Source organism: Petroclostridium xylanilyticum (assembly GCF_002252565.1).
Classification (GTDB): Bacteria; Bacillota; Clostridia; order SK-Y3; family SK-Y3; genus Petroclostridium; species Petroclostridium xylanilyticum.
On sequence record NZ_NPML01000014.1, the window covers coordinates 19,667 to 38,783 of the forward strand.

A 19,117-nucleotide genomic window follows, 5' to 3' on the forward strand; every position below is an offset into this window, starting at 1 on the left:
AACCCCCCGTTTTCGAATTGATAATTGAGAATTGTTCACTGTCCATTGAATATTGTACATTATTTATTTATAATTCTCAATTATTTTGTAAATCTCCCCGGTGCATACTCATTCACCAGTGTTTCCAGTTCCTCATCGCTTATCGCAATGATCCGCCCGCCTTCATATTCGGCATCTACCCACTCTTTCATTTTAGCAACCAATGGATCTTTCTTATCAATCTTTTGCCCTTCTTCCAGCCTGTAATAGCTATTGATCCAGTGCGCAATTCCTGCCAGCCCCGAAAGGTTGGTTACTGCCACCATCGGAGGCCTGTTAAGCAGTTTTGCCGTATCAAATATATTATAGATCTCTTCATCTTTTAACAGACCGTCTGCATGTATGCCTGCCCTTGTAACGTTGAAATTTTTTCCCACAAAAGGAGTCATAGGAGGAATTTCATACCCAATTTCTTTTTCAAAATATTCTGCAATTTCAGTAATCACAGAAATATCCATTCCATCAGTAGTTCCACGCAAGCCTGTATATTCAAAAACCATGGCTTCCAGAGGAACATTACCGGTGCGTTCCCCAATACCCAATAAAGAACAGTTGACTGCGGCTGCACCATATAACCATGCGGTGGCAGCATTTGTAACTCCCTTATAAAAGTCATTGTGGCCGTGCCATTCCAACAATTCGGCCGGCACATCTGAATAATGACGCAATCCGTAGATAATACCTTGGACACTTCTGGGAAGTGCAACCCCCGGATAAGATACCCCCAACCCCAGGGTATCACAAGCCCTTATTTTGATTGGTATCCCTGCTTCCCGGGATAGTTCCATAAGCTCATTTACAAACGGTACTACAAAACCATAAAAATCTGCACGGGTAATATCCTCCAGATGGCATCTTGGCTTTATTCCAATTGACAATGCATCTTTGACCACGCTCAGGTAATGGTCCGCCGCCTGCCTTCGGGTCATGTTCAATTTCTTAAAAATATGATAATCCGAACAGCTTACCAGGATTCCTGTTTCCTGGATGCCAATATCCTTAACAAGCTGGAAATCACTTTTGGTAGCCCGGATCCAAGTGGTTACCTCCGGGAACTTATATCCCCTTTCCATACATTTATATAGCGCATTTCTATCCTTTTCACTATAAAGGAAAAATTCTGTTTGACGAACGATCCCCTTTGGCCCACTCAGTCGATGAAGCATATCAAAAATATCTACAATTTGCTGTGTCGTATAAGGTGCCCGTGATTGCTGCCCATCCCTGAAAGTAGTATCTGTTATCCATATTTCATCCGGTACATTGAAAGGAACATGACGGTGGTTGAAAGGTACCTTTGGAACCTCATCATAAGGAAATAACGTACGGTAAAGATTCGGTTCTTTAATATCCTGCAGACTGTACTTGTAAGCAGCCTGCTCCAACGTATTACTCTTTTTACTAAACTCTAACATATTAGGACCCCCTTACATCAATTTTGTATATATGTATCGTTTTATACATGTTTTTTCGTATTATTGTATACAATTATACATCTAAAGTCAATAGCTATAGGAAATAATTATAGTTTTGTAAAAATTATATAATCTCCAATATGTTTAGGAAGGATTTTTTAAAAATATATAGAATATATTTATTAAGTATCAAATAAGTTAAATAACTTAATATACAAGGGGGACATACCATGAAAGAAAAAAAAGATGTAGTTCAGCCGGATTTAATTGCAAAAGTGGTTATTGCCATAGCAATTGTGATCCCTGCTATTGTAGGAGGTATTTTTAAAAGCTGGAATGTTTTCATCGCAACTTTGATTTCAAACTTTATTATGTTTGCTATTGTTCGTTCTACATTAAAACATCAAATGAACAAAATTATCAAAAAGTTTTCTCAGGATATCAGTGCAGTAAAACAGGGTGATTATTCCAAACTCATTACTTCTAAAGATTATGAGATGATAGGAGAAGTTGCCCCGGTTGTCAATGCTGTACTCCATGATATTAGAGAACTCATTGAACGTTTTTTCTCATTGGTATCTTCAATTAACAATGCCTCATATCAGGTAAACACTACTGCAGAAAATGCAGTACATGCGATTGAGCAGATCAGCGTTACAATTGATGAAATCGCCAAAGGTGCTTCTGAACAGGCTGCTCAATCTCAACGGGGTGTTACTGTTGTAGATAAGCTCTCAGAGCAAATCAATCTGGTTTCAGAAAGCTATAAAAGTGTCATTTCAGAAACCAATGTAATCAAGGAACTAAATAATGCAGGCATTCAGGCAGTACAAGTATTAAGAGAAAAATCCGAGGAAAATAATAAGATTACCCAACAAATTTTCGGTACTATTGAAAACCTTAATAACAAATCCAAAGATATAGGATTATTCGTTGAATCTATTGAAAACATCGCTGAACAAACTAATCTTCTTGCATTAAATGCTGCAATAGAAGCTGCAAGGGCCGGGGAAGCCGGAAGAGGTTTTGCAGTAGTTGCAGAAGAAGTAAGAAAGCTGGCAGATCAGAGCAGACAGTCTACTGAAGAGATAAATAACCTGGTTGCTGCAATCCAGGAAGAAACTACTTTAGCCGTACAGTCTGTAGAAGCGATTAAAAAATCTTCTATTGAACAAAATGAAGCTGTAGGAAAAACAAATAATGCTTTTGACGATATAGCAGCCGGTATTTTGAAGATTGTTCAAAAAATTAATGATGTCAATACTGCAATGATTCAAATGGATTCAGCTAAAAATGATGTTATTGACGCAATTGAAAACATATCTTCAATTTCCCAGCAAACTGCCGCTTCCAGCGAACAGGTTGCTGCGACTACCGAACAACAGATTCATATAATAGAAGATATGAAAGCTGCTGCCGATAATCTCTCTAAGCTGGTTAGTGAGTTAAGTTCCAATTTGAAAAAATATAAGATTCGCTGAAATAAATAAAGAGACTGGACAGATTGTCCAGTCTCTTTATTTATTTCAGCTGTTCACTCCCCACTATTTTCATATCAACTGCCACGCCGGGCGCACCCGGCACAAATAATGATGAAAATATGCTTGATTGCTCAGGGCTTCGACATGGGGACGGTTCCTCAGTCGCATGAAAAACGCATTCGACAGACGAACCGTCCCCAAGTCGCATCCCTTCTTCCTGCTAAAACGGACTTTTTCTGTGGTTTCGGTTTTACTCCCCACTCCCCACTGTTCATTCCCCACTATTTTCATATCAAGGATTACTGTTTGCAACCTCATATATGCAGTTGTCGAAGAACTTTGCTACCACGATAGGTAGTTGTGTCGTTGACCTAATCTTGCATAGTTAGGAATATAGGTTGTATGCGACCATTCCTAAAACAGCGACTTGCATACAAAAAGCGTTAGGGCGACACTTATATTATAGCAAAATTCTAATATATTAGCCATATCAAAAGGCTAATATATTAAGCCCTTACATCCTCCGAGATAAACAACGGAGGTTTTACGGGCTACTTTATAAATTGAAACAGGTATATTCTCCTATCCCATTAACATAAGCAAAACATAATTATACACATCCATAAAAAAGTAATCCACAATATCCACAGAGTTATCCACAACATTCAAATCCCTATTTTCTTGGAAAATAATGCTTTTCCACAATATTCACATGACATATTTCAACAATTTTTTTACTGTGGACAACTTATTAAATTATAAACATAATGTCGAAAGAAGCACGGGGACGGGAAGCATTAGAACCGTCCCCGTGCTTCCCGTTCTTCCGCTTCTCAATATCCCAACCGCAGATTTGGCACCGCATTCAGATCCAGGTCTGCTCTTTTTCCTGCTATAAATTCGTAGTATGCTGCGCAGGCAATCATAGCGGCATTGTCTGTACAAAGTATGGGTGAAGGGTAGTATACTTTCAGACCATTTTCTTTCGCCCTTTCTGCCAGTAACTGTCTAAGTGCACTGTTTGCAGCCACTCCGCCTGCCAGGGCAATAGTATTTATCCCCAGCTTTTGTGCTGCCACAACAGTTTTATCCACAAGTACTTCAACAACTGCATTCTGAAAACTTGCCGCAATGTCTGCCCTATTATACGTTTCACCCTTCTGTTCCAATTTGTTAACATAATTTAGTACCGCCGTTTTAACTCCGCTAAAACTAAAATCCAAACTGCCATCATCAAAACTTACCTTTGGAAATTTTACCGCATCCTTGTTACCTTGCTTTGCAAGCTTATCAATTAAAGGGCCTCCCGGATAACCTAAACCTATTACCCTCGCAACCTTGTCAAATGCTTCTCCCGCAGCATCATCCCGGGTCTGTCCCAATATTTCAAAGGTATTGTAATCCTGTATATGAACAATATGGCTGTGCCCTCCTGAAGCAACCAGGCATATGTATGGAGGCTGCAGATCCTGATGTTCCAGATAATTTGCAGCAATATGCCCTTCAATATGGTGTACCCCAACCAATGGTTTGTCCAGCGCAAAAGCAAGCGCCTTGGCAGCAGATACCCCCACAAGTAAAGCCCCCACCAGGCCGGGACCGTATGTAACACCAATGACATCTATATCCCGGAAAGTCACTCCCGCCTGCTCTAGAGAATCTTGAATGACTGCATTAATAATCTCAACATGCTTTCTTGAAGCAATTTCCGGTACAACACCCCCGTATCTCTTATGTAAATCTACCTGGGAAGAGATAACATTGGATAAAATTTTTCTACCATTTTCAACCACCGCCGCGGAAGTTTCATCACAGGAAGTTTCGATGCCCAGTATAAAGCATTTTTTTTTCATCATATAATCATCCTTTATTATTGTAAATATATATATATCATAAACTTAATATGTTACATTTTATCTTAATTTTTCCCAAATTCAACTACATATTTTGCAAATTTTTTCAATTTCTCATAAACCAAATAATTCACCGTTCCCTCAGGGTATTTGCCGTTTTCATCTTTAGTACCTGCTTCCACACCTGTAAGAATTTCAATGCCTTCATCAATCGTCTTTATAGGGTAAATGTGAAAATTGCCTTCTTTTACTGCTTCGACGACTTCGTCTTTTAGCATCAGATTTTTTACATTTTGATGCGGTATAATTACACCCTGGTCTCCGGTTAAGCCCCTGCGTTTGCATAACTCGAAGAATCCTTCTATTTTTTGATTTACCCCCCCTATAGGCTGTATTTCACCTTTTTGGTTTACCGAGCCTGTAACTGCAATCCCCTGCTTTATAGGTAATTCCGAAAGACTGGACAGTATTGCATACAACTCGGTACTGGAAGCACTATCTCCATCTACACCACTATACAGTTGCTCAAAACAAAGGCTGGCAGTTAAAGCAAGCGGCATTTCTTGAGCATATTTTTGCCCTATATATCCAGAGAGGATTAACACTCCTTTGCTGTGAGAAGTACCACTCATCTCGATTTCACGTTCAATATTTACGATTCCACTTTTACCAATATAAGTAGTTGCAGTAATTCTCGAAGGCTTTCCAAAAGAATAATCACCCAGATCCAGTACAGAAAGGCCGTTAATTTGCCCTACTACACATCCACTGGTATCTACCATAATGGTTCCTTCTTCAAGGTATTCAAGCAGCTTTTCATCATATTTATTAGACCTGTATTCCTTTTCCGCTATCGCTTTTTTGACGTGTTCGGCACTAACATGCCCGCTTCCTTCTATCTGTGCCCAGGCAGAGGATTCAGCCAGGATTTCTACAATATCATTAAATCGCGTTGTAAGTTTATTCTGATGGTCTACCAATCGAGAACCATAATCAATTACCCTTGCTACTGCGGTTCTATCAAAAGGCAGTGCTCCTTCCCTCTGGCAGAAAGAACAAATAAACCTTGCATACTTCATAGCATTATCGTTATTTCTATCCATTTCTTCATCAAAGTCAGCTTTAATCTTGAACAGCTTTTTAAAATCTTCATCGTACTGCAGCAATAAGTGATAAAGTTCTGTACTTCCTACCAGCAGTACTTTAATATCCAGCGGTATCGGTTCCGGGCGCAGGGTTGAAAATGCTACCAGTCCGAGGTGCTCCTGCATATTTTCTATAGTAATCTTTTTTGTTCTTAACGCTCTTTTTAAAGCTTCCCACGAATGAATATTCCTTAAGACGTCATCAACCTGAAGGATTAGATAACCTCCATTAGCCTGGTGCAGCAGGCCAGGTTTTATCATGGTATAGTCTGTCACCATGGATCCATGTTCAGTTTCATACTCAACCTTTCCTATCAAATTATAATAGGTAGGGTTGAAATCGACTATAACCGGGGCTCCCTGAGTATTACTATTGTCTATGAGTAAATTAACCTTGTACTTATCTTCAGGTCCGGATTCATCCCTCGCTGTAGAAGATAAAAGCAATATTTGTGACTGTTCTTCTTCTGAACCGTCATCCATGAAATCTCCCAGGTTATCCAAAATATCTTTCTTAACTTTTTCTAAATATTCCAGGACTTTGTCATGTTCTCTGTACTTCTCACTAAGATCATTGATATGCATCCCTACAGCAAATAAAGCTATTTTATGTTCCCATTCGTTAATTTTTTCTTCTGCTTCTTTTTCTATTTCTTTGATGGTCCTGATGATCTCCAGAGTTTCAAGCTGCAGTTTTTGAGATTTTTCCCGGATAGCTGCCTTATCCTTCTCATCCAGGTTTGCGTATTCTTCTTCCGTTAGCGCTTTTCCATCTATAATAGGTAAAAAGTAAATTCCTGCATTTGTCGTATTTACTTTAAATCCCTGGTTTTCTGCATTCTTATTTAATCTCTCCAGCAGCTTGTCTCTTTTTTCTTGAAACTCCTTCACAATATCTGCTTTTCCTTTTTCATAATCATCGCTGTTAAAAGCTTTAGGGATTTCATTTTTAATGATGGATACAAATTCTTCCATATCCTTTTTAAACTCTTTACCCTTTCCCGCCGGAAAACTAATCGCTATAGGGTGGGTTGGCTTATCAAAATTATATAGATAACACCAGTCGTCCGGGACTGGTTCATTTTCCGCAATTTTCTTTATATAGGTTTCCGCAAAGCTGGTCTTACCTGTTCCTGTCAATCCCGACAGGTAAATGTTATATCCTCTTACTTTTATCTTAAGTCCAAATTCTATTGCCTTTACAGCCCTGTCCTGTCCAATAATATCCTCAAACGGTTCCAGGTCATCAGTAGTATTAAAATTAAATTCCTCCGGATCGTATGGATTTCTAAGCTGCTCATAGGATAATTCATAAGGTTTTCCTGGCATCGATATCCCCCCATTTTAAATTAAGTGCCAATACATTATATTATTTTCTATAAAAATAGGTTAATTTAATTAATCATCACCATAGTCATGATGAGTGCATCTTCATTATTGTCTGCATAATATTTCTTTCTTCTGCCGACTACTTCAAAGCCAAACTTCCTATAAAGTCCCTGGGCAGCAATGTTGTTCTCTCTAACCTCCAGGGTCATGCTGCCTATTCCTTTATTTTTTGCAATTTGAGTAAGTGCCTCCACGATGGCATATCCTACCCTCATCCTTCTAAAATCCGGGTGGACAGCTATATTGGTAATATGACCTTCTTCAAGAACTTTCCACATGCCTCCGTATCCTATTACCTTGTTACCCTGCTTTGCAACAATATAAACAGCATGCTTATTATTTATTAGTTCTTCTTCAAAGGCTTCCCGTGACCACGGTATAGCAAAACTTGCATATTCTATTTCCATTACTCCGTCAATATCCCATAATTCCATTGGTGCAATCGTTATTTGCATGTAAAACACCTCAAAGCAGCTCTCCATTTCTAATTCTTTCAACTACCTTTTCAAGCGCACGATAAATTTCATCTGAACACTGCTCATAATACTCTTTCGGCAGTCCAAAGGGGTCACTTATATCCAAGGTATCGGCATTTTCTACACCGTAAGCAAACTCTTTTAATGTAAATACTTTATCTGCCGCCTCAGGGCAGACATTTAACAATTTTTCACGGTGATTTACCGTCATCGTCAAGATGATGTCCGCCTCATGGATCATTTCTTTAGTTACCTGTCTGGACTGATGAGAAGTTAAATCAATTCCCCTGTCTCTCATTACTTCAATAGAGTGCTCACTTGCTCCTGAAGGAAAAAATACAGATGTCCCTGCAGAAGCTGCCTCAACATCCTCTATTCCATTATCTTTCAAAATCTTTTTAAATAATACTTCTGCCATACTGCTGCGGCAAGTATTGCCGGTGCAAACGAACAGTATTTTCCTGGTCTTTTTCATATTCCTCCACCTTTATAATCTTAATTTTAATTGGAATGAAGATAAAGATACAGATAAAGATAAATAAATTCTTTATCTGTATCTTTCTTACCCTCATACCTTAATTATATTATATCCCGCCGCCTTATTGAGCCTATTTCTTATCGCCATTCCTATCCCCTGTTCTTTTACAGACTGGGCGAAAATAATATCTACACCCATCTGATCGAACTCTCTTAACTTATAGAATAGATTTGCTGCGATGGTTTGAGGCTGTCCTTCACTTCCAACAGCGAGTACACAATCGGCATGATAAAGGCTTGCCGTTTCGTCCACTGCCATCACTCCCACTTTTAACCCTTTTCTACGATTTTCTTCCACCAATCGGTTGATTGCATGTATTACTTTTTCTTTTTCTCCTTCAACAATAACTACCTCGGCGTTGGGAGAATAATGGGTATATTTCATTCCGGGTGACCGTGGGACTACATCGGCGCTTAAAGCCGATAAAACAGCCGGGTCTACCTGAACTTCTCCTAATACGCTCCTTAATTGTTCATAGGTAACACCGCCCGGACGAAGAAGAACAGGTATCTCACCGGTTACATCTATAACGGTTGACTCCAATCCCACTTCAGCCGGCCCTCCATCTATTATAATATCCACTTTCCCAAACAAATCATCAATTACATGCTGTGCTATTGTTGGACTTGGTTTACCTGAGGTATTAGCACTGGGAGCTGCTATCGGAATACCTGATACCTTTATAAGACTGCGAGCAATGGGATGGGATGGAAGCCTGATGGCGACGGTATCCAATCCTGCAGTTATAATATCAGGAATAATATTTGACTTTTTCATAATGATTGTTAGAGGCCCGGGCCAGAAGCTGGACATTAAGTGTTTCGTGCCTGCAGGAATATTTTCTACAAGCCTGTCCACCTCCTCAAAATCCGAAATATGTACGATAAGTGGATTATCTGCCGGACGCCCTTTAGCTTCAAATATTTTTTTTACAGCCGCCTCATTCAACGCATTAGCCCCTAAGCCATACACCGTCTCAGTGGGGAAAGCCACCGTCCCGCCATCTCTCCATACTTGTGCAGCTTGTTCTATCTTATCTTTTTCGGGATTTTGGGGATTTATCTTTAGTATTTGCGTATTCAAACCACTTCACTCCATCCTCAATTCTTTAATGTGCTCCTGCAGAAATTATTATCCCTAATATTATACCCAATATATTCCCTATTGTCGATAATCTCCCTTTGTAGATACTTTTGGATTCGGGTATTAAATCTCCACATACTATATACAGCATTGCACCTCCTGCAAAACCCAGGCAAATCGCAATCACCTCCTGGGAGATTTCACCCAACATTGCTCCAACAAATGCTCCTATCCCCATTGGGACACCGGCAATGATTGTATAAAACAAAACTTTTAAGTTTCCCATGCCACCTGCTCTCATCGGTACTGCCATCGCCAGTCCTTCAGGGATGTTATGAATTGCTATCACAAAAGTTAAGCTTAGCCCTAACTTCACGGATGCTTCAAATCCTGATCCGATAGCAACACCCTCTGGAAAGTTATGCAGGGCAATACCAACCATCATTAAAATACCCACCCTTAACAGCCTGCTATTAACCACTTTTAATCGTTTACCCAGGTTTGCTGCCTTAATGAGATTATCCAAATATATAATCAAGGTTACCCCAATGATAATTCCTATAATTGTCCACTCTAAGCCTCCCAGTTCAAATGCATGAGGCAGCAAATCAAAACACACTACAGCCATCATTAATCCCGCTGAGAACTCCAATATAAAGCTCATAAAACGATTTCCTTTTTTATTTATAACAAAAGCACTAATCCCCCCAATTCCTGTTCCCAGCATCCCTGCTGTAAAGCCTACTAATGTAACGCCTAACAAATGCTCCATTTCTATTCCCCCCACAAACTCACCTGTAACATTCTATTCATTCTCCCGAAGTTGTAGAAGGAAAAAGTTTGAAGAAACAAAAGAAGCATAGGGCGGTTATCCTGCTTCCTGATCAGAAAACAGGATAACCGCCCTATGCTTCTTTCGCAAGTTTTACACATTAACTGCCTTCGCAACCTCATCCATATGGCTATTGTGCTGTTTTGGGCCGCCATTTTCTTCTTCAATCTCAAGATCAGCATCATCAACAGGTTTTTCTCCTTTAAAAGACCATTTCAACATAGATGGAGTAATAAGTGTAGTTAAAACAACAACGAAAACCATTACAGTAAATAAATCTGATTTTATTATTCCTTGTTTTAATCCAATATTGGTAACAATCAAGGCTACTTCTCCTCGTGATACCATTCCAATACCAATCTGCAAAGACTGTTTTGTAGTGAAGCCCATTATTTTAGCTCCTGCTCCGCTTCCAGCAATCTTTCCAATGATTGCAACTGCCAGCATTGCTAAAGCAAAAGCCAAAGTAGAACCCATACTGTGAATTTCCGTACTCATTCCAATTCCTACAAAGAAAATTGGAGTAAATATAAGGTATGCTGCAACCTCAATGTTACCGGCAATTTTCGCCCTATAGGAAGTAGAAGACAAAATCAGCCCTGCAAGATACGCTCCCGTGATTGCTGCAATCTCAGCTTTCTCCGCATAATAAGACAGTATCAGGCATAAAATCAGGCCAATTAGTGTTATACTTCTAGATAAATTCAAAGTATATCCGTATCTATTTACAAGTTTATGAAAAATAAACCCAAAAACTGCAACTACTACAAAATAAATTAGCATATGTTCAACAGTCAGAAATATATTATTAGTCCCTGTAACCATTCCCATAAGCAGTGCTAGCATAATAATACCCACAATATCATCTATAACTGCCGCTCCAAGAATTCCTATACCCTGTTTACTCCTTAACTGCCTTAATTCCCTCAATGTTTGGACGGTTATGCTTACACTGGTTGCAGTAAGGATCAGTCCAATAAAAGCAGCTTCAGAGGGCTTTTGTATTCCAAACATATTGGAAACAAAATATCCTAATGCAAAAGGAGCAAAGACACCTCCAAATGCAATCACTGCCGATGCCTTTGAGGATGATTTTAATTCACTTACATCAGTCTCCAGCCCGGCAATAAACATCAACAATATTACCCCCAGCTCAGAAAATACATGCAGTGTTTCATTCATGGAAAATAAGTTTAAAACTGATGGACCAATAACAATACCTGCCAGCATTTCTCCCAACACAACCGGCTGACGCAGTTTCTGTGATATATAGCCGCCAATTCTTGCAAATATATAGATTAAAGCAAGCTGTAAAAGTATTTCTTTTCCTTCCATAATTATCACCTACAATTTCTTATTATTTCTTCTGTTAACAAATTCGTGGTTCATGGTTCGTAGTCTGCAGTAATAATGGTATTATAACTACAAACTACGAGCCACAAACATAAATAAATCAGCTGTTAAATATTCTCTTATACAGAATAAGGGTATTCTCCATCAATAGCATTACCGTGTAGAATCTGTTCATAAAAATATCTGTTTTTATGATATCAGTCTATCAACGACGCTGTTGATAGGAAAACCCTTGATTTAAGCAACCCTTTTCAGTTAAATACCTTTCTAATTCCCCACCACGAAAATCTTCAACAGGTACTGTAAATATAATACCTGAACCCGGTTTCTTCATATCTCCACCCAGGATTTCTTCAATTGCATCCATAGCAGCAAGAACATGCTTTTCGCAGTAAACTACAGACATAATGGTTTTATTAAATTCGCCTGTATCATTTATTGCCCTCAATGCAGATCCAATGGCGGGCCTGCCTGTAAGATAGCTGTTATAGTAATTTCCACCTCCCATTGAATCAATAATGGTCGCACCTTTTAACCCGATATCCCTTAGAGTATTGATAATCTTTTTCAACTTTTTTGTATCACTGATAACCGCAAACATCACATACATGGTATCCCCCCTAATAATTATCAATAGTACTCGCTTTCATATTCCTTTTTAAGAATATTCTTTCTCTCCCTGCTTTCAATATGTCTCTCTAATTCTCCTCCTCTTAAATGTGTAACAGGAAGGACAAACATGATACCTTTGTTTGGTTTTTTCATATCTCCGCCAAGTATTTTCTCAATAGCATCCATTGCCTTTTCAACCTGCTCTTTTCTCTCGATGACTGAAAAAATAGTTTTATTAGACCTCCCTTCCCCCTCTAACGCTTTTGCAATGCCATAAATGAATGACATATTATGCGTTTGTTTGTTAAGAATTTTTTTTGAGCCCATGCTGTCTATAACAGTAGCACCTCTCAGTCCCAAATCCTTCATTTTTACCAGAATATCCGTCAGATATTCCACTTCATTAAGGACAATAAACAGGACATACATCTTTAACCCCTCCTTCATACCTCTGTTTTTATGCTGAGGCTTCTTTCAATTTTTCACTTTGTTCACTAGTGATTAGAGCATCAATAATTTCATCAAGGTCCCCATCCAAGATTGTTTCAATTTTATGAAGCGTTAAACCAATACGATGGTCAGTTACCCGTCCCTGTGGAAAGTTATAGGTGCGTATTCTTTCACTCCGGTCACCCGTACCGACCTGACTCTTCCTGGCCTGAGCGATTTCGGCATTTTGCTGTTCCTGCATTAATTCATACAGCCTGGAGCGTAAAATTTTCATTGCTTTGTCTTTATTCTTATGCTGTGATTTTTCATCCTGGCATGACACCACCAGACCGGTTGGTAAATGGGTAATTCGCACAGCTGAGTCGGTGGTATTTACGCACTGGCCTCCCGGGCCTCCGGCTCTAAATACATCAATCCTCAAATCATTTGGATTGATTTCAACTTCTACATCCTCTACTTCGGGAAGAACTGCTACGGTTACCGTCGAAGTATGAATTCTTCCGCCTGATTCAGTAGAAGGAATTCTCTGCACCCTGTGCACACCACTTTCAAATTTAAGCCTGCTGTATGCTCCCTGTCCTTCAATCATAAAAGCTACTTCTTTATAGCCGCCGATATCGGTAGGATTGGAGTTCATCATCTCTACCTTCCATCTCTTTCTTTCCGCATATCTCGAGTACATTCTCAGCAGATCAGCTGCAAACAGGGCTGCTTCCTCTCCGCCGGCTCCTCCACGGATTTCTACAATAACATTCTTCTCATCATTAGGGTCCTTAGGTAGAAGTAAAATTTTAAGTTCCTCTTTTATTTTTTCAATCTTTTCTTTACTTTCTTCCAGCTCCAGCTCTACCATTTCTTTAAAATCTTTGTCCAGTTTTTCATTTAATAGTTGTTTAGCCTCGGTTATAGTCTCATTTACCTTTTTGTATTCTTTATATTTGTTTACTATTGGAGTAATATCTGCGTGCTCTTTACAATACTTTCTCCACACTTCCTGATCAGCTATTACTTCAGGGTCACTTATTTTCTTGCTCAATTCTTCATATCTTTCTTCAATAAAAGCAAGTTTATCAAACATGTATCCACCTCTATTTAAAACTCGATTTTATTAACCTCGAACTAATACCATATTATATCATATATAACTAAAAAAAAGAAGTAAAGATTTTTATCTTTACTTCTCTATCTTAATCTCTATTTCATTTCCATGCTTTTTACATTTACTCCTTCAATAGAGGTTAGAGCTCCCATTAATTCATGGATCTTCTCTTCTTTATCTCTTACATTAAGAGTAATTAACCCATGTTGTTCTTCTCCGGGGTCATGTATGCCAAATCTTCCAAGAATACTGTCCCCAAATTCAGTTAAAACCTCCTGAACTCTCGGGGCTGCATCTGTCCTCTTATCTACAACAATTCCAACTATACTAAGATTTTTTTTCATCCTCTCACCCTCTGCATCCTGTGAATAATTAATATCTATATTCATTATTCACCATTCAGGGCTAATTATACATTTGATTGACGGAAATAAACACTAAAGATGAGAAAAGAGAGAAACTAATCTCTCTTCTCTATACTAGCCGTTCATCGCTCGAAGCTCTTCCTGCTCACTTACAGATAATACCAAATCGAGGTCTAGTAATATAATCATTCTATCCTCAATTTTTCCTACTCCACTTATGTATTTACGATTTACCCCCGTAACCAGCCTGGGAGCTGCTTCAATTTGGTCATTATCTATACGGACAATCTCACTAACTTCATCAACTATAAATCCAACATTAGAATCATTTACGTTTACGATTACAATCTTGGTATCATCATCAAACGGCTTGTCCACGAATTTAAACTTCTTCCTGAGACTAAATATCGGATGTACCTTTCCTCTTAAATTGATAATTCCTTCTATAAACTCAGGAGTATTAGGGATCTTTACAATCTGCACAGGCTTGATGATTTCCCTGACTTTCATGATGTCAACACCAAATTCTTCACTTTCTAACTTAAAGATTACTAATTGAGTACTTGCCATACAATACCCCCCTATTCTTTGAATTTACAATTGACAATGGACAATTTTCAATTATTTTAAATTAAGTTGTCCCAAACTCGCTGCCTTTAGATATGCATTAATAAAGCCATCCAGTTCCCCATCCATCACTGCATTGATATTTCCCATTTCAAAATTGGTCCTATGGTCCTTAACCAGATTATAGGGGTGGAATACATAAGACCTGATCTGACTTCCCCATGCTATATCTTTTTGTTCCCCCTTAATATCTTCAATCTTTTCTTTCTGCTCCCTTTCCTTTATTTCTATTAATTTTGCTTTGAGCATTTTCATAGCCGTTTCTCTATTCTGATGCTGAGAACGTTCATTTTGGCACTGTACAATAATTCCAGTAGGGATGTGAGTAATTCTTATTGCCGATTCTGTTTTGTTTACATGCTGCCCTCCTGCACCACCGGAACGGTAAGTGTCTATTTTCAAGTCCTCAGGGTTAATATTGATTTCTATGTCATCATCAATTTCAGGCATCACATCTACTGAAGCAAAGGAAGTATGCCTCCTTCCCGAAGCGTCAAACGGTGAAATTCTTACAAGCCTGTGAACACCCTTCTCGGATTTAGCATATCCGTAGGCATTTAACCCTTCAATTAAAATGGTTGCACTCTTGACCCCTGCATCATCACCCGCCAGATAGTCCAGCGTCTTAACACTAAATCCTCTTCGTTCAGCCCACCGGGTGTACATACGAAGAAGCATTTCAACCCAGTCTTGTGCCTCGGTCCCTCCAGCACCTGCATGTAAAGATAGGATAGCATTATTTTTATCATAAGGACCATTCAGCAAAGTTTCCAACTTCAGATCCTGTAGATTTTTCTGCAGCTTTTCAAAACTACTGCTTACTTCTTCAAGAACGGATATATCTTCTTCTTCAATCGCCAAATCCACCAGTGTGCTAAGATCTTCCCACTCCTGTCTTAGATTTTCAAACCTTTCTACTTTTTCCTTGAGGGCCTTGATTTTTTGCAGGACCTTCTGGGATTTCTCCATGTCATTCCAAAATTCAGGATCGGCTGACTGCTCCTCCAACTCCCTAATTTCATCCTTTAATTTAGGGATGTCAAAGTGAAGCCCCCATTTCATTGATATCTTCTTCCATTGCTTCCAGGTCAAGTCTGTACTGTTCAAACTCCAACATTTTATCAACACCTTTCTATAATCCTAATTCTTACTTATTGTAATAGAGCAAATGTGAAAAGTGCAGAGATTTTTCTCTCCACTCCTCACTATTCACTCCTCACTATTGTCCACAGCATTTCTTATATTTTTTGCCGCTTCCACACGGGCATGGGTCATTCCTTCCTATCTTTTCTCCTTTTACAACAGGTTTTGAAGGGCCGTCGCCATGTATCGCTTCTATTGGCTCTGCTACTTTTTCTCTTTCAGGCGGACGCTCAATGTGGGCATGATAAATGATTCTAACTGTATCCTCCTGGATATTTCTAATCATTTCTTCAAACATGTCAAAACCTTCAAACTTATATTCTACCACCGGATCACGCTGACCATAGGCCCTGAGTCCAATGCCCTGCCTTAGCTGGTCCATATTGTCTATATGGTCCATCCACTTCTGGTCAACTACTTTCAGCATGACTACACGTTCCAATTCCCTCATATTTTCAGAGCCAATTTCCTGTTCTTTTGCTTCATATCTTTCCAGTGCAATTTTTAATAATTTTTCCCGGACATCTTCCCTGGTCAAGTCTTCCATTTGCTCTCTTGTATACTCTAAAGCTCCTCTGGGAAGGAATATACTTTCTGCATATTCTATAAGCCCTGTCCAATTCCAGTCATCGGGATGCGGACTCTCACCGGTGTACAGGCGAAGCATATTATCTATTATACCCTCGATAGACTTAAGGATAGCAGGCTTGAGATCTTCACCATTTAACACCTTCTGTCTTTGTCCATAAATAACTTCCCTTTGTTGATTCATTACATCGTCGTACTGTAATACATGCTTGCGAATATCAAAGTTTCTGCCTTCTACCTTTTTCTGTGCATTTTCTATCGCATTGGACAATATTTTATGCTCTATAGGTTGATCTTCTTCCAGCCCAAGCGCCTCTACTATTCCTGTAATCCTTTCAGAACCAAACAAACGCATCAGATCATCTTCCAGGGATATATAAAACCTTGATGCTCCCGGGTCACCTTGGCGGCCCGCACGTCCTCTCAACTGGTTATCAATACGCCTGCTTTCATGCCGTTCTGTACCGATAATTTGAAGTCCGCCTACGGCAACAACCTCCTCATGCTCTTTACTGGTGTGCTTTTTGAACTCATCATACAATTCCCTAAAGACCCTGCGTGCTTCCAGGATTTCAGGATTATCTGTATCTGCAAAACCTGTAGCTTCCACCAACAGTCGGTCACTGTACCCTCTCTTTTTCATTTCATGCTTGGCCATAAATTCGGGATTGCCACCCAGCATAATATCAGTACCACGCCCAGCCATATTTGTAGCAATAGTAACTGCGCCTTTCTTACCAGCCTGTGCAACAATTTCCGCTTCTTTTTCGTGATACTTTGCATTGAGCACCTCATGGGGGATGCCTCTCTTTTTTAACATATTGCTGAGCTCTTCAGACTTTTCAATGGTAATGGTCCCTACCAGTACCGGCTGTCCTTTTTTATGACATTCTATAATATGTTCAACAACAGCATTTAATTTTCCTCTTTCATTCTTATAAACTACATCGGGCATGTCTTTTCTTTGCATCGGCTTGTTAGTAGGAATTACCACGACATCAAGCTTGTAAATTGCCCTGAATTCTTCTTCTTCTGTCTGCGCCGTACCGGTCATACCGGCAAGCTTTTTATACATTCTAAAGTAATTCTGAAAAGTTATTGTAGCCAATGTCTTGCTTTCACGTTCTACTTTTACCCCTTCTTTTGCTTCAATTGCCTGGTGTAATCCATCACTATATCTTCTGCCCAACATCAATCTCCCGGTAAATTCGTCAACAATAATAACTTCCCCATCTTTTACTACATAATCCTTGTCCCTTTTCATAATACCATGTGCCTTAAGTGCCTGATTGATATGATGGGAAATGGTCAGGTTTTCCGGGTCGGACAAGTTCTCCAGGCCAAAAAATTGTTCTGCCTTCTTTATCCCGTTCTGAGTTAAAGTAGCAGTATGAGCCTTTTCATCTACAATATAATCTGCATCAATATCATCATGATGTTGCTTATCATCTGCTTCAATAAACTTTTGCATTTTTAACTTTTTAACAAATTGGTTCGCTTGTACATAAAGTGCTGTAGATTTATCACCGGCACCGGAAATGATCAATGGAGTCCTTGCTTCATCGATGAGTATGCTATCCACTTCATCCACAATCGCATAATGCTGGCCTCTTTGTACCATGTCTTCTTTATAGATTACCATATTATCCCTTAGGTAATCAAATCCAAATTCATTGTTAGTACCGTAGGTAATATCTGCATTATAGGCTTTTTGCCTTTGTCCCGAATCCAGACCATGAACAATCAGACCAACGGATAGACCTAGAAAGTTGTAAACCTTTCCCATCCACTCACTGTCACGTTTTGCAAGATAATCATTTACAGTCACTACATGTACGCCTTTCCCTTCCAGCGCATTAAGGTAGGCAGGAAGAGTAGCTACCAGAGTTTTACCTTCTCCTGTCTTCATTTCTGCAATTCTTCCCTGGTGTAATACGATACCTCCCAGCAGCTGGACGCGGAAGTGCCTCATACCAAGTACCCTGCCGGAAGCTTCCCTGACTACGGCAAAGGCTTCTGGCAAAATATCATCAAGCGTCTCTCCTTTTGACAATCTTTGTTTGAATCCCTGTGTCTTAGATTTTAATTGTTCATCGCTTAATGCCTTCATAGCAGGTTCCAGACTTTCTATCCGGTCTACAATAGGCATTAACCGTTTTATTTCTCTATCGCTATAGCTCCCCAGGAGCTTTTCAATCAGCTTCTTCATGTCCTATCACCTCTTTAGTGAAAGTTTATCCCAATCTACAATATTTTATCATTAAGGAGGTGGAGGTTCAACATATAATTTAAAAATAAGCCGAGACAATTTATGCCTCGGCTTATTTTTAAAATTCAGGTTCAATCAACCCGTAATTTCCATCTTTTCTTCTATATACTACATTTACTTCTTCAGTATCTGCATTTGAGAATACGAAAAATTGATGTCCCAAAAGATTCATCTGCAGGATAGCTTCTTCAATATCCATAGGTTTAATTGCAAATCTCTTGGTCTTTACTATGTTAAACTCTGTTTCCTCTTCAAAATCATTAGGTGGTAATCCGTCATTGACTGTTTCAACTACAAAGGCGTTCTCTTTTAGTTTCTTTGCAAGACGGGTTTTATTTTTCCTGATCTGTCTTTCCGTAA

The 19,117-nt window shown here is 39.2% G+C and carries 17 protein-coding genes; 1 reads left to right on the forward strand and 16 read right to left on the reverse strand.

What is annotated here, in order from left to right; translation table 11 throughout:
* Positions 1 to 80 precede the first annotated feature (80 nt).
* Positions 81 to 1,454: a 2-isopropylmalate synthase gene (locus tag CIB29_RS09850; RefSeq protein WP_094549249.1), complete on the reverse strand. Its 1,374-nt coding sequence runs from the start codon at positions 1,452 to 1,454 to the stop codon at positions 81 to 83.
* Positions 1,455 to 1,684: 230 nt separating this feature from the next.
* On the opposite strand from CIB29_RS09850, the gene CIB29_RS09855 reads away from it, so the two are divergent.
* Complete coding sequence (locus tag CIB29_RS09855) at positions 1,685 to 2,935, forward strand: methyl-accepting chemotaxis protein (RefSeq protein ID WP_094549251.1); 1,251 nt, start codon at positions 1,685 to 1,687, stop codon at positions 2,933 to 2,935.
* Between the two features lie 833 nt (positions 2,936 to 3,768).
* Here CIB29_RS09855 and tsaD read toward each other — a convergent pair.
* The 15 genes from tsaD to CIB29_RS09930 form a co-directional block, all read right to left on the reverse strand.
* Positions 3,769 to 4,788: a tRNA (adenosine(37)-N6)-threonylcarbamoyltransferase complex transferase subunit TsaD gene (gene tsaD, locus CIB29_RS09860; protein ID WP_094549253.1), complete on the reverse strand. Its 1,020-nt coding sequence runs from the start codon at positions 4,786 to 4,788 to the stop codon at positions 3,769 to 3,771.
* Positions 4,789 to 4,853: 65 nt separating this feature from the next.
* Positions 4,854 to 7,262, reverse strand: coding sequence for an ATP-binding protein (locus tag CIB29_RS09865; RefSeq protein WP_094549255.1), 2,409 nt, complete (start codon positions 7,260 to 7,262; stop codon positions 4,854 to 4,856).
* Positions 7,263 to 7,327: 65 nt separating this feature from the next.
* The gene (rimI, locus tag CIB29_RS09870) at positions 7,328 to 7,777 is read right to left on the reverse strand and encodes a ribosomal protein S18-alanine N-acetyltransferase (protein ID WP_094549257.1); all 450 of its coding nucleotides are present in this window, start codon (positions 7,775 to 7,777) and stop codon (positions 7,328 to 7,330) included.
* A 10-nt stretch (positions 7,778 to 7,787) separates the two neighbouring features.
* Complete coding sequence (locus CIB29_RS09875) at positions 7,788 to 8,273, reverse strand: low molecular weight protein arginine phosphatase (RefSeq protein WP_094549258.1); 486 nt, start codon at positions 8,271 to 8,273, stop codon at positions 7,788 to 7,790.
* A gap of 93 nt (positions 8,274 to 8,366) precedes the next feature.
* The gene (locus CIB29_RS09880; RefSeq protein WP_094549260.1) at positions 8,367 to 9,419 is read right to left on the reverse strand and encodes an L-threonylcarbamoyladenylate synthase; all 1,053 of its coding nucleotides are present in this window, start codon (positions 9,417 to 9,419) and stop codon (positions 8,367 to 8,369) included.
* A gap of 25 nt (positions 9,420 to 9,444) precedes the next feature.
* Entirely contained in the window at positions 9,445 to 10,191 is a 747-nt protein-coding gene (locus CIB29_RS09885; protein WP_094549262.1) for a ZIP family metal transporter, read from the reverse strand.
* A 153-nt stretch (positions 10,192 to 10,344) separates the two neighbouring features.
* Positions 10,345 to 11,586 (reverse strand): cation:proton antiporter, encoded by a 1,242-nt coding sequence (locus CIB29_RS09890; protein ID WP_094549264.1) that lies wholly within the window; start codon positions 11,584 to 11,586, stop codon positions 10,345 to 10,347.
* A gap of 223 nt (positions 11,587 to 11,809) precedes the next feature.
* Positions 11,810 to 12,214, reverse strand: coding sequence for a P-II family nitrogen regulator (locus CIB29_RS09895; protein WP_094549266.1), 405 nt, complete (start codon positions 12,212 to 12,214; stop codon positions 11,810 to 11,812).
* A gap of 20 nt (positions 12,215 to 12,234) precedes the next feature.
* Positions 12,235 to 12,645 carry a hypothetical protein gene (locus CIB29_RS09900; protein ID WP_094549268.1) on the reverse strand — a complete coding sequence of 137 codons (411 nt, stop codon included), beginning with the start codon at positions 12,643 to 12,645 and terminating at the stop codon, positions 12,235 to 12,237.
* Between the two features lie 28 nt (positions 12,646 to 12,673).
* Complete coding sequence (prfA, locus tag CIB29_RS09905; protein ID WP_094549270.1) at positions 12,674 to 13,744, reverse strand: peptide chain release factor 1; 1,071 nt, start codon at positions 13,742 to 13,744, stop codon at positions 12,674 to 12,676.
* Positions 13,745 to 13,860: 116 nt separating this feature from the next.
* Positions 13,861 to 14,154 (reverse strand): hypothetical protein, encoded by a 294-nt coding sequence (locus CIB29_RS09910; protein ID WP_242965151.1) that lies wholly within the window; start codon positions 14,152 to 14,154, stop codon positions 13,861 to 13,863.
* A 90-nt stretch (positions 14,155 to 14,244) separates the two neighbouring features.
* Complete coding sequence (locus tag CIB29_RS09915) at positions 14,245 to 14,700, reverse strand: chemotaxis protein CheW (RefSeq protein ID WP_094549272.1); 456 nt, start codon at positions 14,698 to 14,700, stop codon at positions 14,245 to 14,247.
* Between the two features lie 51 nt (positions 14,701 to 14,751).
* Positions 14,752 to 15,874 (reverse strand): peptide chain release factor 2 gene (gene prfB, locus CIB29_RS09920; RefSeq protein WP_117434605.1). Its coding sequence is split into 2 segments (ribosomal slippage): positions 14,752 to 15,798 and positions 15,800 to 15,874, totalling 1,122 coding nucleotides; the frame shifts between segments, so codons are not numbered across the junction.
* Positions 15,875 to 15,976: 102 nt separating this feature from the next.
* Positions 15,977 to 18,697, reverse strand: a complete 2,721-nt coding sequence (gene secA, locus CIB29_RS09925; protein ID WP_094549275.1) for a preprotein translocase subunit SecA — start codon at positions 18,695 to 18,697, stop codon at positions 15,977 to 15,979.
* A 118-nt stretch (positions 18,698 to 18,815) separates the two neighbouring features.
* Positions 18,816 to 19,117 (reverse strand): sigma 54 modulation/S30EA ribosomal C-terminal domain-containing protein (locus tag CIB29_RS09930; RefSeq protein ID WP_198543827.1); only part of this gene is annotated, 302 nt, incomplete at its 5' end.

Excerpts from the sequence above, each read along its gene's own strand:
- CIB29_RS09850 (WP_094549249.1), bottom strand. The coding sequence starts at position 1,454 with ATGTTAGAGTTTAGTAAAAAGAGTAATACGTTGGAGCAGGCTGCTTAC.
- CIB29_RS09855 (WP_094549251.1), top strand. The coding sequence starts at position 1,685 with ATGAAAGAAAAAAAAGATGTAGTTCAGCCGGATTTAATTGCAAAAGTG.
- tsaD (WP_094549253.1), bottom strand. The coding sequence starts at position 4,788 with ATGAAAAAAAAATGCTTTATACTGGGCATCGAAACTTCCTGTGATGAA.
- CIB29_RS09865 (WP_094549255.1), bottom strand. The coding sequence starts at position 7,262 with ATGCCAGGAAAACCTTATGAATTATCCTATGAGCAGCTTAGAAATCCA.
- rimI (WP_094549257.1), bottom strand. The coding sequence starts at position 7,777 with ATGCAAATAACGATTGCACCAATGGAATTATGGGATATTGACGGAGTA.
- CIB29_RS09875 (WP_094549258.1), bottom strand. The coding sequence starts at position 8,273 with ATGAAAAAGACCAGGAAAATACTGTTCGTTTGCACCGGCAATACTTGC.
- CIB29_RS09885 (WP_094549262.1), bottom strand. The coding sequence starts at position 10,191 with ATGGAGCATTTGTTAGGCGTTACATTAGTAGGCTTTACAGCAGGGATG.
- CIB29_RS09890 (WP_094549264.1), bottom strand. The coding sequence starts at position 11,586 with ATGGAAGGAAAAGAAATACTTTTACAGCTTGCTTTAATCTATATATTT.
- CIB29_RS09895 (WP_094549266.1), bottom strand. The coding sequence starts at position 12,214 with ATGTATGTGATGTTTGCGGTTATCAGTGATACAAAAAAGTTGAAAAAG.
- CIB29_RS09900 (WP_094549268.1), bottom strand. The coding sequence starts at position 12,645 with ATGTATGTCCTGTTTATTGTCCTTAATGAAGTGGAATATCTGACGGAT.
- prfA (WP_094549270.1), bottom strand. The coding sequence starts at position 13,744 with ATGTTTGATAAACTTGCTTTTATTGAAGAAAGATATGAAGAATTGAGC.
- CIB29_RS09910 (WP_242965151.1), bottom strand. The coding sequence starts at position 14,154 with ATGAATATAGATATTAATTATTCACAGGATGCAGAGGGTGAGAGGATG.
- CIB29_RS09915 (WP_094549272.1), bottom strand. The coding sequence starts at position 14,700 with ATGGCAAGTACTCAATTAGTAATCTTTAAGTTAGAAAGTGAAGAATTT.
- secA (WP_094549275.1), bottom strand. The coding sequence starts at position 18,697 with ATGAAGAAGCTGATTGAAAAGCTCCTGGGGAGCTATAGCGATAGAGAA.